This window comes from Nocardioides soli (assembly GCF_014191495.1).
In the GTDB taxonomy this organism is placed as follows: domain Bacteria; phylum Actinomycetota; class Actinomycetes; order Propionibacteriales; family Nocardioidaceae; genus Nocardioides; species Nocardioides soli.
The window spans coordinates 265372-279135 of sequence record NZ_JACHWR010000001.1; the positions used below are offsets into that span (position 1 = coordinate 265372).

The window sequence follows — 13764 nt, forward strand, 5'->3', positions numbered from 1 at the left end:
CACGGGCCCTGCGCCCTCACAACAGCGTCAGGTGATCACGGCCTGCGCCGGGCACAGCCGAGACCGGCACCGACTCGTCGAAGGTCACGAGCCGGCCGCCGCGGGCCACGGCGAGTGCCAGCAGGTAGAGGGCGGTGACCTGCTTCGGTCCATGCACGCGATCGGCGCGGACCCGCTCGGCGTCGAGCACGGAGACCTCCGCCGGCCAGAACTCGTGGTGAGCGGTCGCGGTCGCCTGCCGCAGCAGCTCGATCGCCTGGCCGGAACGGATCGGGTTCGGGTAGCGCGGCTGACTGATGATCCGCACGAAGCCGTTCTGGGTGAGCGGGCACGAGGCCCATCCCTGGTCGATCTCGGCGTCCAGCCAGTCCCAGGCCCGCCGATGACTCACGTGGTCGGAGTCGAGCAGCGCCAGGAGCACGTTGACGTCGAGGAGTGCCCTCACGATTCGAGTTCCGCGGCGATCTCGTCGATCAGGGTGTTGGTGACCAGCCCGCCGCGGGACGGCAGGGGCCGGAATCCGTAGTCGGCGCGGGCGGCCTGGTCCGATGCATCGTTCAGCGCCTGCCGGGCGAGCTCCGACAGGATCGCGCCCGCCGACCGACGCTCGCGTCGGGCGCGCTCCTTGGCGACCATGAGCACGTCGTCGTCGATGTCGAGAGTGGTGCGCATACATCTGATGCTATCGCATCAGCGGCGCCCGGCCTCAGCCGTCGTAGTCGAGGACGACCTCCTCGGAGGTCGGGTGCGCCTGGCAGGTGAGCACGTACCCGCGCTCGATCTCGTCGGGCTCGAGGGCGTAGTTGGCGTCCATCGCGACGGTGCCGGAGACCAGGCGCGCGCGGCAGGTGCCGCACACCCCGCCCTTGCAGGCGAAGGGCAGGTCGGCGCGGACCCGCAGGGCCGCCTCCAGCACGGGTACGTCGTCGGGGCGCAGGTCGAGCGACGACGCGCGGCCGTCGAGGCGGATCGTCACCCGGGCCGCGCCGTCCGGTGCGCCCGTCAGCGCCTCGACGGGCGCCCGCTCGACGGGGTCGGCGTGGAAGAGCTCGCTGTGCACCCGCGCCGAGGGGACGCCCAGGTCGGCGAGCGCGGACCGGACCGAGACGAGCATCTGCTGCGGCCCGCACAGGAACCAGTCGTCGGCGCCGGCGAGCCCGAAGGCGGCGACGATCCGCGACAGGCGGGGGCCGTCCAGCCGGCCGGACAGCAGCTCCACGTCGGAGGTCTCCCGCGAGAGCACGTGCACGATCTGCAGCCGCGACGGGAAGCGGTCCTTGAGGTCGTGCACCTCGTCGAGGAACATGACCGAGCGGTGCGTCCGGTTGACGTAGACCAGCGTCACCGAGGAGGCCGGCTCCCCTTCGAGGACCGCCGTGACGATCGAGAGCACCGGCGTGATGCCGGAGCCGGCCGCGACGGCCACGACGTGCCGGGCGGCGGTCGGGGACACCGTCGTGGTGAACCGGCCCGCGGGCGTCATCACGTCGAGCGTGTCGCCGACCGTGAGCGTCGAGAGCACCCCGGAGCTGAAGGCGCCGTCGGGGAGGCGCTTGACGCCGATCCGCAGCCGGCCGGACGACGGCGCCGTGCAGATCGAGTAGGAACGGCGTACGTCGTCGCCGCCGCGGATGTTCAGGTGCTGGCCGGGCAGCCAGGCGAAGTCGGACGCCAGGTCGTCGGGCACCTCGAAGGTGAGCGCGACCGAGTCGTCGGTGAGCTCGTCGATCGCCGCGACCCGCAGCGCGTGGAAGGTCGCCGACACCTCAGCGGTGCCCCATCAGTGGTGCCCCATCAGTGAGCCTTGAAGTGGTCGAACGGCTCCCGGCAGGAGCGGCACACCCATAGCGACTTGCACGCGGTCGACCCGAAGCGGCTCGACTCGCGGGTGTCCGGCGACCCGCAGCGCGGGCACCGGACGGCGAGCGGCACCGTGACCGGCCCCGTCACCTGCCCCGTCACCTGCCCCGCCGGGCCCGTCACTGGACCCGCCGGGCCTGGCGGCGCGATGCCGTACGCCGCGAGCTTGGCGCGCGCCTCCTCGGTCATCCAGTCGGTCGTCCATGCCGGCGACAGCACGTACTCCACGTCGACGTGCTGGTAGCCGGCCGAGGTCAGGGCGTCGACCAGGTCATCGCTGATCGTCTCCATCGCGGGGCAGCCGGAGTACGTCGGGGTGATCGTGACGTGCACGCGACCCTGGTCGTCCTCGGTGACGTCGCGCAGGATGCCGAGGTCGCCGATCGTCACCACCGGCAGCTCGGGGTCGGGCAGGTCGGCGGCGATCTTCCAGGCCGCCGAGGGGGCGGTCGGGGCGGCCCTGCGGTCGACGAAGCCGGTCACCAGACCGCTCCCGGGTGCGATCGGTGCAGGTGCTGCATCTCCGCGAGCAGGTGCCCGAGGTGCTCGGTGTGCAGGCCGCGCCGGCCTCCCCCGATGGCCGGTGCGACCTGCGGGACCGACAGGGTCGCCGCGACGACGACCTCCTCGACCCGTCCCAGCACCCCCTCGCGCAGCGCGCCCGGGTCCACGAGGGCGCCGGCGGTGGGGGCGAAGAGCTCCTCGACGTAGGGCCACTCCGCGTCGAGCGCCTGCTGCATCCGCAGGTGCGACACCTCGGTGCCGTCACCGAGCCGCAGCGTCCAGAGCCGGGCGTGGTCGACGTGGTAGGCGACCTCCTTGACCGCCTTGCCGGCCACGCCGGCGAGCGTGGGGTCGGACGCCGACGCGAGCGCGACGTACAGCTCCGACTGCCAGGTCGCGAGGACCAGCAGCCGCGCGATCGTGACGGCGAAGTCCGCCTGCGGCCGCTCGACCAGCCAGACGTTGCGGAACTCGCGGTCGTCGCGCAGGTAGGCCAGGTCGTCCTCGGTGCGGCCCGCCCCTTCGACCGCCCCGGCGTAGGTCAGCAGCGCCCGTGCCTGCCCGAGCTGGTCGAGCCCGATGTTCGCGAGGGCGACGTCCTCCTCGAGCTCCGGCGCCCGGCTGATCCACCAGCCCATCCGCTGCGCCGAGACCAGCGCGTCATCGGCCAGGCCGAGGACGTAGTCGAACAGGGTGCTCGGTGGGGTGGTCACAGGTGCTCGACCCCCTCGGGCACCGAGTAGAAGGTCGGGTGCCGGTAGACCTTGTCGTCGGCGGGGTCGAAGAACGCCTCGCGCTCCCCCGGGTCGGACGCCACGATCTGCGCCGACGGCACCACCCACAGCGAGATGCCCTCCTGGCGTCGGGTGTAGAGGTCGCGGGCGTTGCGCAGCGCGAGCTCGGCGTCCGGCGCGTGCAGCGAGCCGACGTGCACGTGCGAGAGCCCGCGGCGCGAGCGCACGAACACCTCCCACAGCGGCCAGTCGTTCATGCGGCGCCCTCCTCGGGGACCGCGTGCTTCGCGGCGTACGCCGCGGCCGCCTCGCGCACCCAGGCGCCGTCCTCGTGCGCCCGGAGGCGGTGGGCCATCCGCTCGCGGTTGCACGGCCCGTTGCCCTTGATCACCTCGGTGAGCTCGCCGAAGTCGACCTCGCCGAAGTCGTAGTGGCCGCGCTCGTCGTTCCAGCGGATCTCCGGGTCGGGCAGCGTCAGGTCGAGCGCCTCCGCCTGCGGCACGGTCATGTCGACGAACCGTTGGCGCAGGTCGTCGTTGGAGAACCGCTTGATCCCCCACGCCATCGACTGGGCGGAGTGGGGCGAGTCGTCGTCAGGCGGGCCGAACATCATCAGCGCCGGCCACCAGTAGCGGTCGACGGCGTCCTGGGCCATCGCCCGCTGCCCCGGCGTGCCGTGGGACAGGGTGTGCAGGATCTCGAAGCCCTGCCGCTGGTGGAAGGACTCCTCCTTGCAGATCCGCACCATCGCGCGGGCGTAGGGGCCGTAGGAGCAGCGGCACAGCGGCACCTGGTTGACGATCGCGGCGCCGTCGACGAGCCACCCGATCGCGCCGACGTCGGCCCAGGTGAGCGTCGGGTAGTTGAAGATCGAGGAGTACTTCTGCCGGCCGGTGTGCAGCTGGTCGAGCAGGTCGGCCCGGTCGACGCCGAGCGTCTCGGCCGCGGCGTACAGGTAGAGCCCGTGCCCGGCCTCGTCCTGCACCTTCGCCATCAGGATCGCCTTGCGGCGCAGCGACGGCGCCCGGCTGATCCAGTTTCCCTCCGGCTGCATGCCGATGATCTCGGAGTGCGCGTGCTGGGCGATCTGGCGCACCAGCGTCCGCCGATAGCCATCGGGCATCGGGTCGCGCGGCTCCACCCGACCGTCGTCGGCGAGCAGGTCGTCGAAGGACACGTTCGGCACGCTACCAGAGTTGTTACAGTTACATTCCGGACGAACGGCGTACTGTAACAACTCGCGCGGCTGAGAGGATCGGGACATGAGCAGTCCCACCGCCGACGTCTCGGTCCGCGTCGCCTGGGCCGACGACGCGCCCGCGATCGCCGAGCTGCAGCTGCGCACCTGGCGCACGACGTACGCCGGCCTGGTGCCCGCCGACGCACTCCCCGACGACGCCGAGGCGGCCGCCGCGGCGTGGCGCGCCGCCCTCGACCGGCCCGGCGACGCCCGCAACCGGGTGCTCGTCGCCCTCGAGCGCAACCGGGTGGTCGGCTTCGCGATCTGCTCCCCCGCGGCCGACCCCGACTGCGACCCGATCGCCGACGGCGAGCTGGCCGAGCTGACCGTCGACCCCGACGAGCGCGGGCGCGGGCACGGCTCCCGGCTGCTCCAGGCCGCCGCGGAGACGATGGCCGCCGACCGCTTCGCGCGCGCCGTGCAGTGGGTGCTGGCGACCGACGACGCCCTGCGCGCCTTCCTCGCCGGCGCCGGCTGGGCGGCCGACGGGGCGCACCGCGAGCTCGACCTCGACGGCTCCGGCAGCACCCTCGTCAAGCAGATCAGGATGCACACCTCGCTCACAGAAGTCACCCCTTGATTTCCTGGGCTCCCGGGCCAGGATGGAGGTCCACTCCAGATCGGAGACCTCCGTGTTCGGACCCCTGCCGCGCCTGCACCGCCTGCTCGTCATCGTCACCGCCCTCGTCGTGGGCATGCTCTCCGGGATCTGGCTCGTCGAGGTCATGGGTGCGCCGCTCCTGATCGGCGCCGGCATCGGCTGGGGCCTGCTCGCGGGCCTGCTCCTCAACTACGTGCTGCTGCACGACTTCCACCACCGCACCCGTCCGGTGCGCGTGCGCCGTCACTAGCTACGCTCGGGCGGGTGACCGTCGCGCCCCTGGACCCCCGCGAGCGGCGCGCGATCGTCCGCGACAGCCTCGGCGTCGGCATCGCCACCGGTGCGTACGGCGTCAGCTTCGGCGCGGTCTCGGTCGCGGCCGGACTGTCGGTGGCGCAGACCTGCGCCCTGTCGCTGCTGGTCTTCACCGGCGCCAGCCAGTTCGCCCTGATCGGCGTGCTCGCGGCCGGCGGTGCACCGCTCTCCGGCGCCCTGACCGCCCTGCTGCTCGGCACCCGCAACACCCTCTACGGGCTGCGGATGGCGCCGCTGCTCCGCTTCACCGGGCTGCGCCGCATCCTGGCGGCGCACGTGCTGATCGACGAGTCGACCGCGATGGGGGTGACCCGCGAGTCGACCCCGGCGGCCCGGGTCGGCTTCCTGACCACGGGCGTCTCGATCTTCGTGCTCTGGAACCTCGCCACGCTGATCGGCGCGGTCGCCGGCAACACGATCGGCGATCCGCGCACCTACGGGCTCGACGCCGCCGTCGGCGCCGCCTTCCTGGCGCTGCTCTGGCCGCGGCTGCACGGCCGCCGCAACCTGCAGGTCGCCCTCGCCGCCGCCGTCGTGGCGCTCGCGACCGTGCCGGTCGTGCCCGCCGGCGTACCCGTGCTGGCGGCGGCCGCGGTCGCCCTGCTCGCCGGGGCCTTGTCGCGGAGCACCCCGGGGAGCGCGCCGTGATCTGGGTCGCCGTCGTCGCCACCGGGATCGGCTGCTACCTGCTCAAGCTGGCCGGGCTGTCGGTGCCGCCACGGGTGCTCGAGCGGCCCCTGGTCGAGCGGGTCGCCGACCTGATCCCGGTCGCGCTGCTCTCGGCGCTGGTGGCCGTCCAGGTGTTCGCCGACGGCCACGACCTGGTGCTCGACGCCCGCGCGCTCGGCCTCGCGGTGGCCGTGGCGCTCCTGCTGCTGCGGGCACCGTTCCTGGTCGTCGTGTTCGGCGCGGCGCTCGCCGCCGCCCTGGCCCGGATGCTCTGACCGGACCGGACCTCGGCACCCCCAGCAAGGCCCGCACCGACCAGGTCGGCGCGGGCCCGCTCGCGGTCTCCCAGAGGGTCAGCTCACGCCGACGACGCTCCGGGCCGTGGCGACCGCGCTGTGCTGGACATCGCCCGCGGCGCCGAGGTCGCGCGCGACGTCCAGGGTCCGGGCACCGCGGTGGCCGGCATCGGGGCCGGGTGGACCGTCAGGGGCGCGGTACCCGGTCCGGGCCGCGGCGACGCGCCCCGCATCGCCGGGTCCCGGGATCCTGCGCATGACACGTCCTTCTCCACCTCGAGGAGCGGCTACGGACTCGCAGCCTCGCCGCTGTCAACGAGCGGTGGAACCGGGCGGCACGCACAGGTTCCTGCAATGCACGAACCTGCAGGCAACCGAGTTCGCGCCGACCCCTAGATGAAGCCGAGGACGTGCTCCAGCCCGACGGTCAGGCCCGGCCGGGCAGCGATCTCGCGCACGCCGGTGAGGACACCGGGCACGAACGACGCCCGGTCCAGTGAGTCGTGCCGGATCGTGAGAGTCTCCCCCGGCCCGCCCAGCAACACCTCCTGGTGGGCGACCAGACCGCGAACCCGCACGCTGTGCACCCGGACGCCGTCGACGTCCGCGCCGCGGGCGCCGTCGAGGCCGGTGGACGTCGCGTCCGGCATCGCGTCGACGCCGGCCTCGCGACGGGCGGCGGCGATCAGCTCCGCCGTACGCCGAGCCGTGCCGGAGGGCGCATCGGCCTTCGTCGGGTGGTGCAGCTCGACCACCTCGACGGACTCGTAGTACGGCGCTGCCGCGGCCGCGAAGCGCATCATCAGGATCGCGCCGATCGAGAAGTTGGGCGCGATCAGCACGCCGACCGACGGCGCGTCGGCCAGCCAGCGGCGCAGGGTGTCCAGCCGGGCGTCGTCGAAGCCGGTGGTGCCGACGACGGCGTGGATGCCGTGGTCGATGCAGAACTCGAGGTTGTCCATGACCGCGTCGGGATGGGTGAAGTCGACGACGGCCCGAGCACCGGAGGTCACCAGGGAGTCGAGGTCGTCGCCGACGTCGACCGCGGCGACCAGCTCCATGTCGGCGGCCGCCTCGACCCCCCGACAGACCTCCGAGCCGACTCGTCCACGCGCACCGAGCACACCTACCGTGATCACGCCCTCAACCTACCGGCCAGCCGGTGCCTGACTCGGCGGCGACCGTCTGGCAGTCTTGGGCGCATGGCGCTGCAGACGATCCCGCCGCGGATCCGGTGGGCTGTCGACATCATGGACGTCCAGCCGACGGACCATGTGCTCGAGATCGGTTGTGGTCCCGGCTACGGCGCCGAGATGATCTGCGAGCGGCTCGACACCGGGAAGCTCTTCGCGATCGACCGGTCCGAGTCGGGCGTCGACCGCACCAAGCGCCGCTGCGCCCGCTTCGTCGAGAGCGGCCGACTGACCGTGCGCCAGATCGACCTCGCGACGCTGCGGGTGCCGGTCAAGCGGCTGCACAAGGTCTTCGCCTTCAACGTCAACCTGTTCTGGGTGCGCGACTGCGCCGACGAGATCGCGCTGCTCCACGAGCGGGTGCTGCCCGGCGGCGCGGTCTACCTCTTCTTCGACGCCAACCGCCCCGAACTGGTACCCAACATCGTGCGCAAGTCCTCGGCGGCACTCCAGGGGGGCGGCTTCCGGGTCTCGGTGGTCAACCAGGTGGCGCCGCCGGTCGTCGGCATCATCGGTCGCAGATAAGGAAATATCCTTCACTTCTCTTGCATTAGGTTATTCCCTGACGTAACCTCCTCGGCATGACCACCCCCGTCGTGGTCCTGACCGTCGACCAACGCGGCAGCCGCAGCGGCCCGGACCTGATTCCCGAGGCACTCGCCAAACTGGCCGCCGTGCCCGCCCGGCTGCCCTTCGAGCGCACGGTGGGCGACGAACTCCAAGGCGTGCTGGTCCGGGCGCGGTCGGTCGCCGACGCGCTGTCTCTGCTGCTCCGGGCCGACGCGTGGAACATCGGCGTGGGCGTCGGCATGGTCGAGGAGCCGCTCCCCGACCATGCCCGCGCCGGCCGCGGCCCGGCGTACCTCCACGCGCGCGCGGCCGTGACCGCCGCCAAGAACAGTCCGTGGCACACCCGGGTCGTCGGCGACGAGCCCGCGGCGCGCGCCCTGGAGACCACGATCTGGCTGTGGGCCGCCGTGCTCGCCCGCCGCACCACCCGGGGCTGGGAGGTGGCCGACCTGGTCGCCGAGGGCCTGTCGTACGCCGAGGTCGGCGAGCGGCTCGGCATCAGCCAGTCGGCCGTGAGCCAGCGCGCCCAGGCCGCCGGCATCGTCGAGGCGCGCCGGGCGCACGAGCTCGTCGCCGGAATCGCCGCACACCTGCTCGGGACGGGAGAGGACCATGTCGACCATGTCGGCTGAGAACTGGGGCGCGCTGACGCTGGTACTGCTGGGCTTCACCCTCCTCTGCGGGCTGGCGGCGTGGGCGCTCGGTGGCCGCCGGATCTGGGCGCCGGCCGCGCTGCTGCTGCTCGCTGCCGCTGCCGCCGTCGCGGCGGCACCCGACCGGGTCAGCGTCGACTCTCCCGCCGCCGAGGCGCTGCTGGTCGCCCTCGGCGGCGCGGTCGCGGTCGCGGGCGGCGGGCCGCTCACCGCGCTCGTCTTCGACCTCGTCGACCGTCGCGAGCCCCCGGCCGAGTCCCTCGACCTGGCCGGGCACGTGCTGCGCGGCGGCGCCTGGATCGGGGCGCTGGAGCGGGCGGCGATCTACGCCACCCTGGTCGCCGGCTGGCCCGAGGGCCTCGCGGTCGTCCTCGCCCTCAAGGGCCTGGGCCGCTACCCCGAGCTGCGCGCGGCCGAGGACGGCGTCCGCACCGGCGCGGCCGAGCGGTTCATCATCGGCACGTTCACGAGCGTGCTCTGGGCCTGCGCGGCCGCGGGAGTCGTCGCGCTGGCGCTGACGAGGGGCTGACCCGCCCCCCGAGGTACGCCGGACAGCGCACCCGGCCCATGGGATCCTGTCGACCGTGGAGACCCTGTCGACTCGGATCGCGACCGCGGTCGCCCGACGCACCGAGGCGGGCTGGAGCGCCGCCGGCACCGCCGAGGCGGCCCTCGCCGCGCTCGACCTCGACGCCGCCGACGTCGAGCGCGAGGCGGCCCTGGCCGAGCTGGCCCACCGGTTCGGCCTCTCCCCCGCCGAGACCGCGATCCTGGAGGTCGCCGCGCTGGCCGACCACACCGTGAGCGGTCACCTGCTGACCGGGCTGCTCTCCGGGGATCCCGGGCCCGCGCGCGCGACCGTCGCCGTCGCGATGGAGGTCGCCGGCCTGACCGCCGACGCCCGGGCGGCCCAGCAGCACCTCGGCCAGCACTCGGCGCTCGTACGCCAGGGCCTGGTCGCCACCACCGGAGCCGACGTGCTGCTCAGCCGCCGTGTCGTCCTCCCCGATCGGGTGGCCGCCCACCTGGCGGGCGACGACGTACCGACCCGACGGGTGCTGGGCCTGCTGCACGACGCCGTTCCGGTCGAGGTCGAGGGCACCGAACTGGTGGCGGCCGCGCTCGGCGCCGGACAGCGACTGGTCTGGATCCACGCTCCGGCCGGGGGCGCCGGCGCGGCGATGGCCGCCGCCGCCTGCCGGCGGCTCGACGTGGCACACCTGGTGGCGGACCTGGGTCGGCTCGACCCGACGACACCGGTCGAGGAGGCGGCGTTCGAGGTGCTGCTCGAGGGCGGCCTGGCCGGCAGCGTCGTCGTGCTCGTCGGGGCGGAGCGGGTGCGACCCGACGTCTACCTGCGCTCCGCCGTGCCCGTCGTCGGCGTCAGCGCGGAGCCCTGGGACCCGGTCTGGCCGGCCGACCTCCCGCTGACCGTCCCGGCGCCCCGGCTCTCCGTCGCCGAGCGCCAGGCCCTGTGGCAGCCGCTGCTCGAGGACGAGACCGCGGCCCGCGAGGTGAGCGGCATGCCGCTGTCGCCCGAGCAGATCGTGGCGGTGGGGCGGCACGCGGTGACCAGCGCGCGGCTGCATGGCGAGGAGCGGGTGTCGATCGCGCGGGTCCGGCAGTCGGCGCGCGAGCTGGGCCGCGGCCGCAGCGTGCGCGCGAACGCCGGATCGTCGGTCACGCTCGACGACCTGGTGCTGCCGCCTGCTGCCCTGGGCGAGGTCACCCGGCTGCTCGACTGGGCCCGCTACCGCGACGAGGTGACGGCGCTCGGGCCGCTGCACGGCAAGGGCGGCAAGGGCACCGGCATCTGCGCACTCTTCTCCGGGCCGCCCGGCACCGGCAAGACCCTGGCTGCCCACGTGGTCGCGGACTCGCTGGGCATGGACCTCTACCAGGTCGACCTCTCCACGATCGTCGACAAGTACATCGGCGAGACCGAGAAGAACCTCGAGCGGGTCTTCACCGAGGCGGAGGCCACCAACGCCGTGCTGTTCTTCGACGAGGCGGACGCCCTGTTCGGCTCCCGCTCCGAGGTCCGCGACGCCAAGGACCGCTACGCCAACCAGGAGATCGCCTACCTCTTGCAGCGGATGGAGCAGTTCGACGGCATCACCGTGCTGGCCAGCAACCTGCGCGGCAACATCGACCCGGCGTTCGCGCGGCGGCTGCACTTCATGGTGGCCTTCCCCGCGCCCGACGAGCCGACGCGCCGGCGTCTCTGGTCCCACCACCTGGACGGCATCGGCACCGACGCCCAGGACCCGGTCGACCTCGACGGCCTCGCCGCGTCCGTCGAGCTGGCCGGCGGCGACATCCGCAACATCGTGCTGACGGCCGTGTACGCCGCCGTCGCCGAGGGCACACCGCTCGGCATGCGACACCTGGCCGACGCCGTCGTCCGCGAGCACGTCAAGCTCGGCCGGCGGCCACCGGTCTTGACCAGTGGGTCGAACCCGCGGCGTTGATCGGCGTTTCCCGCGATCGGCGCCCCGGGGCAGGAGAGAATCGGGCCATGTCCAGCGGACCCACCCACGCGACACCGGAGACGGAGCAGGAGCTCGCCCGGTCGGCTCCGGCGCCGGCCGTCGCCGCCCCGGAGGCCCCGCTGCCGCTCGTCGTCGGGCACGCCGAGGACCGCGCCGAGCACGAGGCGGACGCGATGGCCGACAGCGCGCTGGCGCGGCTGAGCCGCCTCGAGGCCGGCCCCCACGTCCACGCTCCCGGGTGCGACCACGCGGTCCGGCGCAGCGCCACGGCGTCGGGCACCGCCGTGGTCGGCCACGAGGGCGGCGTGCTCGACCCGGGCACCAGCGACGCCATCGAGGCCCGTCGTGGCACCGGCCGGCCGCTCGACGCCGACGTACGCCGCCGGATGGAGACGGCGTTCTCCCGCGACCTCTCCTCGGTGCGCGTCCACCGCGACGACCACGCCGCCCGGCTCAGCTCGGCGGTCTCCGCCAGCGCGTTCACGACCGGTCAGGACATCTTCTTCGGGCGGCAGCAGTACGACCCCGGCTCCCCCACCGGGGAGCGAATGCTCGCCCACGAGATCGCCCACACGCTGCAGCCGGCCGGCGGTGCGCGCCGCCTCGTCGACCGGTCCGCCGCCCCGCTCGACCCGCACACCCGGGCGGCGATCGCCCGCGGCGTGGGCGCCGGCTCCCGGATCTGCCGCTGGGAGCTGCCCTGGCGCAAGAAGAAGGCGGCACCGGCCGCCGCACCCGCGCCCGCACCGGCGGCACCCGCGGTCGCGCCGAAGCCGCCCGCCTACAGCGGTCCGGCCGGCAAGCACGACCAGGTGGGGGTCGAGCTCGGCAAGCCGGGCATCGCCGGCGGCATCACCGGCAGCGTCGCGCTGGGCACCCACCTCGCCAAGGAGGCCGGCGGCGCCAGCGAAGCCCTCGGCGGCCTGCTGGTCGGCGACTCGCTGGTCGGCCTCAACAACGCCCGCAAGATGGGCAACGACGCCGCCGAGTTCGACGACGCGGGCATGAAGAACCTCGCCGGACGCAAGGGCAAGAACCAGGCCAACGCCCTCCTCGGCGCCGCCACCTCGACCGCCAAGGCCGGCGTGCAGACGGCGTTCGTGCACAGCGGAGGCAGCGTCAAGAACGTCGCGGTCGGCGTCGGCAACGCCACCCTCGGCACCGCCGCCGGGGCGCTGGGCGTCGCGACCGGCTCCGCCCAGGTGCTGCAGGGCATGTGGCGCGGTGGGAAGGCCGTCCAGAAGCTCTGCCGACTGGCCTGGGGACGCGCCCAGACGATGCTGAGCACTCGCGGCGCCGAGTGGAAGAAGGCGATCGTCAGCGCCGAGAAGTACAAGCTCGCGATCGCGGCGATGAAGACCACCCTCGGCGTACTCGGCATCGCCGCGGGAGCGCTGCTGATCGTCAGCAACCCGATCGGCTGGGGCATCGGGATCGCCGCGGCGGTGGCCGGTGGCGTATACGCCGCGGCGAAGATCGCCGGCAAGGTCTCCAACGCCCGCGACCGGGCCAAGGCCGCGGAGCAGATCGCCCAGGGCAAGCGGGCCGAGGAGGTCTTCGGCGAGATCGAGACCGAGGAGATGGACGCCGAGGAGGCCGAGCAGGTCACCACGCGCGGGCGCAGCCGCAGCTTCGCGGCGGCGCCACCCTCGACCCCGCCGCCCGCGAGCGTGGTCGGCTTCAGCAAGACGCGGTCGGGCCCGATGACGCCCCAGGCGAAGGCCCGCCGGCAGGCCATCGAGCAGGCGAACGAGGTGGCCCGCCAGGCCTCCGCCAACGCCCGGCTGGCCGACGAGCTGCGCGGCGCGCTCCGCCAGGGCAACGTACCCCTGGTGCTCGGCGCGATCGAGCGCTCCACCGTCGACTCGGCCTTCAGCCGCGAGGCGGCGCTGCCCGAGGAGAGGGAGCGCGAGCTGCACGACTCCTACCTGCTGCTGAGCTCGATCAACGTCGACCCGGACGAGGCGCTCTCGGAGTCCGGCCAGGACCTCATCGAGCGGAAGCTCTCCAAGGTGGAGTCCATGTGACCAGTCCGGGCGCGTCGTACGACGCCACCCAGGACCCGGCGTACGAGCTGCTCGGACTGCTCGCCGAGGAGTTCGCCGAGGGCGGCATCCCCTCGAGCGTCCTGCCGGGCGACGGCGAGGTGCCGGCGCAGCTGGTGGTCCCGCTCGAGGACGAGGCCGGGCGGACCTCGACCGCGCACGTGTGCTTCCTGCCCGGGCACGAGCAGCCGCCGGTGCTCCAGTACCTCGTGGTGCTCCCCCACGAGGTCGTGCCGGAGGCGGTGAGCGACGTCGCCCGCTTCCTACACATGGTCAACTCGACGCTGCCGCTGACCGGCTTCGAGCTCGGCGAGTCGGTCGCGACGGTGGTCTTCCGCTACAACCAGGCGGTCTCGGTGCACCCGCTCGACCCCGGCGTGGTCGCCTGGTCGCTGTCGATGATCCACCACGCCGTCGTACGCCTCGGTCCGCTGGTCGCCGCCGCCTGCGGCGGCACGTCGTACGCCGAGCTCGTGTCGGCGTTCGGTCGGGTGCAGGCCGAGCTGTTCGCGGAGTGAGGCCCCGGCGCCGGGTGTCGGTGGGTGGGGTGCCCCGGCGAGGGGGTTTCATCAAGGGATGAAGGCGAAGCCGC

General features: G+C 73.7%; 19 protein-coding genes. 10 read left to right on the forward strand and 9 right to left on the reverse strand.

Features of this window, described 5'->3' with window-relative positions:
• Positions 1-16: 16 nt before the first annotated feature.
• The 7 genes from FHU40_RS01255 to paaA are packed head-to-tail and all read right to left on the reverse strand — an operon-like array spanning position 17 to position 4275.
• Positions 17-445: a TA system VapC family ribonuclease toxin gene (locus FHU40_RS01255; RefSeq protein WP_183590484.1), complete on the reverse strand. Its 429-nt coding sequence runs from the start codon at positions 443-445 to the stop codon at positions 17-19.
• The gene (locus FHU40_RS01260; RefSeq protein ID WP_183590485.1) at positions 442-672 is read right to left on the reverse strand and encodes an antitoxin; all 231 of its coding nucleotides are present in this window, start codon (positions 670-672) and stop codon (positions 442-444) included. Before FHU40_RS01260 ends, FHU40_RS01255 begins: the two co-directional genes overlap by 4 nt.
• A gap of 34 nt (positions 673-706) precedes the next feature.
• Positions 707-1765 (reverse strand): 1,2-phenylacetyl-CoA epoxidase subunit PaaE, encoded by a 1059-nt coding sequence (paaE, locus tag FHU40_RS01265; protein WP_183590486.1) that lies wholly within the window; start codon positions 1763-1765, stop codon positions 707-709.
• A 29-nt stretch (positions 1766-1794) separates the two neighbouring features.
• Positions 1795-2343 (reverse strand): 1,2-phenylacetyl-CoA epoxidase subunit PaaD, encoded by a 549-nt coding sequence (gene paaD, locus FHU40_RS01270; RefSeq protein WP_183590487.1) that lies wholly within the window; start codon positions 2341-2343, stop codon positions 1795-1797.
• On the reverse strand, positions 2340-3077 hold the full coding sequence (gene paaC / locus FHU40_RS01275) for a 1,2-phenylacetyl-CoA epoxidase subunit PaaC (RefSeq protein ID WP_183590488.1): 738 nt from the start codon (positions 3075-3077) through the stop codon (positions 2340-2342). The genes paaD and paaC overlap by 4 nt, the downstream gene beginning before the upstream one ends.
• Positions 3074-3355, reverse strand: coding sequence for a 1,2-phenylacetyl-CoA epoxidase subunit PaaB (paaB, locus tag FHU40_RS01280; RefSeq protein ID WP_183590489.1), 282 nt, complete (start codon positions 3353-3355; stop codon positions 3074-3076). Before paaB ends, paaC begins: the two co-directional genes overlap by 4 nt.
• Positions 3352-4275, reverse strand: coding sequence for a 1,2-phenylacetyl-CoA epoxidase subunit PaaA (gene paaA / locus FHU40_RS01285; RefSeq protein WP_183590490.1), 924 nt, complete (start codon positions 4273-4275; stop codon positions 3352-3354). The genes paaB and paaA overlap by 4 nt, the downstream gene beginning before the upstream one ends.
• An 85-nt stretch (positions 4276-4360) precedes the next feature.
• Here paaA and FHU40_RS01290 point away from each other — a divergent pair, with 85 nt between their 5' ends.
• The 4 genes from FHU40_RS01290 to FHU40_RS01305 are packed head-to-tail and all read left to right on the forward strand — an operon-like array spanning position 4361 to position 6198.
• On the forward strand, positions 4361-4918 hold the full coding sequence (locus FHU40_RS01290; RefSeq protein ID WP_183590491.1) for a GNAT family N-acetyltransferase: 558 nt from the start codon (positions 4361-4363) through the stop codon (positions 4916-4918).
• Positions 4919-4970: 52 nt separating this feature from the next.
• Positions 4971-5189 carry a hypothetical protein gene (locus FHU40_RS01295; protein WP_183590492.1) on the forward strand — a complete coding sequence of 73 codons (219 nt, stop codon included), beginning with the start codon at positions 4971-4973 and terminating at the stop codon, positions 5187-5189.
• Between the two features lie 14 nt (positions 5190-5203).
• The gene (locus tag FHU40_RS01300) at positions 5204-5902 is read left to right on the forward strand and encodes an AzlC family ABC transporter permease (RefSeq protein WP_183590493.1); all 699 of its coding nucleotides are present in this window, start codon (positions 5204-5206) and stop codon (positions 5900-5902) included.
• Positions 5899-6198: an AzlD domain-containing protein gene (locus tag FHU40_RS01305; protein ID WP_183590494.1), complete on the forward strand. Its 300-nt coding sequence runs from the start codon at positions 5899-5901 to the stop codon at positions 6196-6198. The genes FHU40_RS01300 and FHU40_RS01305 overlap by 4 nt, the downstream gene beginning before the upstream one ends.
• 78 nt (positions 6199-6276) lie before the next feature.
• On the opposite strand, the gene FHU40_RS01310 is transcribed toward FHU40_RS01305, so the two are convergent.
• Both FHU40_RS01310 and dapB read right to left on the reverse strand, forming a co-directional pair.
• On the reverse strand, positions 6277-6477 hold the full coding sequence (locus tag FHU40_RS01310) for a hypothetical protein (RefSeq protein ID WP_183590495.1): 201 nt from the start codon (positions 6475-6477) through the stop codon (positions 6277-6279).
• A gap of 134 nt (positions 6478-6611) precedes the next feature.
• A complete protein-coding gene (dapB, locus tag FHU40_RS01315; RefSeq protein WP_343057660.1) occupies positions 6612-7358 on the reverse strand; it encodes a 4-hydroxy-tetrahydrodipicolinate reductase in 747 nt (248 codons plus the stop codon).
• A 63-nt stretch (positions 7359-7421) separates the two neighbouring features.
• Between dapB and FHU40_RS01320 the strand changes: the two genes are divergently transcribed.
• The 6 genes from FHU40_RS01320 to FHU40_RS01345 are packed head-to-tail and all read left to right on the forward strand — an operon-like array spanning position 7422 to position 13690.
• Positions 7422-7937 (forward strand): class I SAM-dependent methyltransferase, encoded by a 516-nt coding sequence (locus FHU40_RS01320; protein ID WP_183590496.1) that lies wholly within the window; start codon positions 7422-7424, stop codon positions 7935-7937.
• Positions 7938-7993: 56 nt separating this feature from the next.
• Complete coding sequence (locus FHU40_RS01325; RefSeq protein WP_183590497.1) at positions 7994-8614, forward strand: sigma factor-like helix-turn-helix DNA-binding protein; 621 nt, start codon at positions 7994-7996, stop codon at positions 8612-8614.
• On the forward strand, positions 8604-9164 hold the full coding sequence (locus tag FHU40_RS01330) for a hypothetical protein (protein WP_183590498.1): 561 nt from the start codon (positions 8604-8606) through the stop codon (positions 9162-9164). The genes FHU40_RS01325 and FHU40_RS01330 overlap by 11 nt, the downstream gene beginning before the upstream one ends.
• Before the next feature lie 55 nt (positions 9165-9219).
• Positions 9220-11106: an ATP-binding protein gene (locus FHU40_RS01335; protein ID WP_183590499.1), complete on the forward strand. Its 1887-nt coding sequence runs from the start codon at positions 9220-9222 to the stop codon at positions 11104-11106.
• A gap of 47 nt (positions 11107-11153) precedes the next feature.
• Positions 11154-13154, forward strand: coding sequence for an eCIS core domain-containing protein (locus FHU40_RS01340; protein WP_183590500.1), 2001 nt, complete (start codon positions 11154-11156; stop codon positions 13152-13154).
• On the forward strand, positions 13151-13690 hold the full coding sequence (locus FHU40_RS01345; RefSeq protein ID WP_183590501.1) for a hypothetical protein: 540 nt from the start codon (positions 13151-13153) through the stop codon (positions 13688-13690). The genes FHU40_RS01340 and FHU40_RS01345 overlap by 4 nt, the downstream gene beginning before the upstream one ends.
• The last annotated feature ends 74 nt before the right edge of the window (positions 13691-13764 follow it).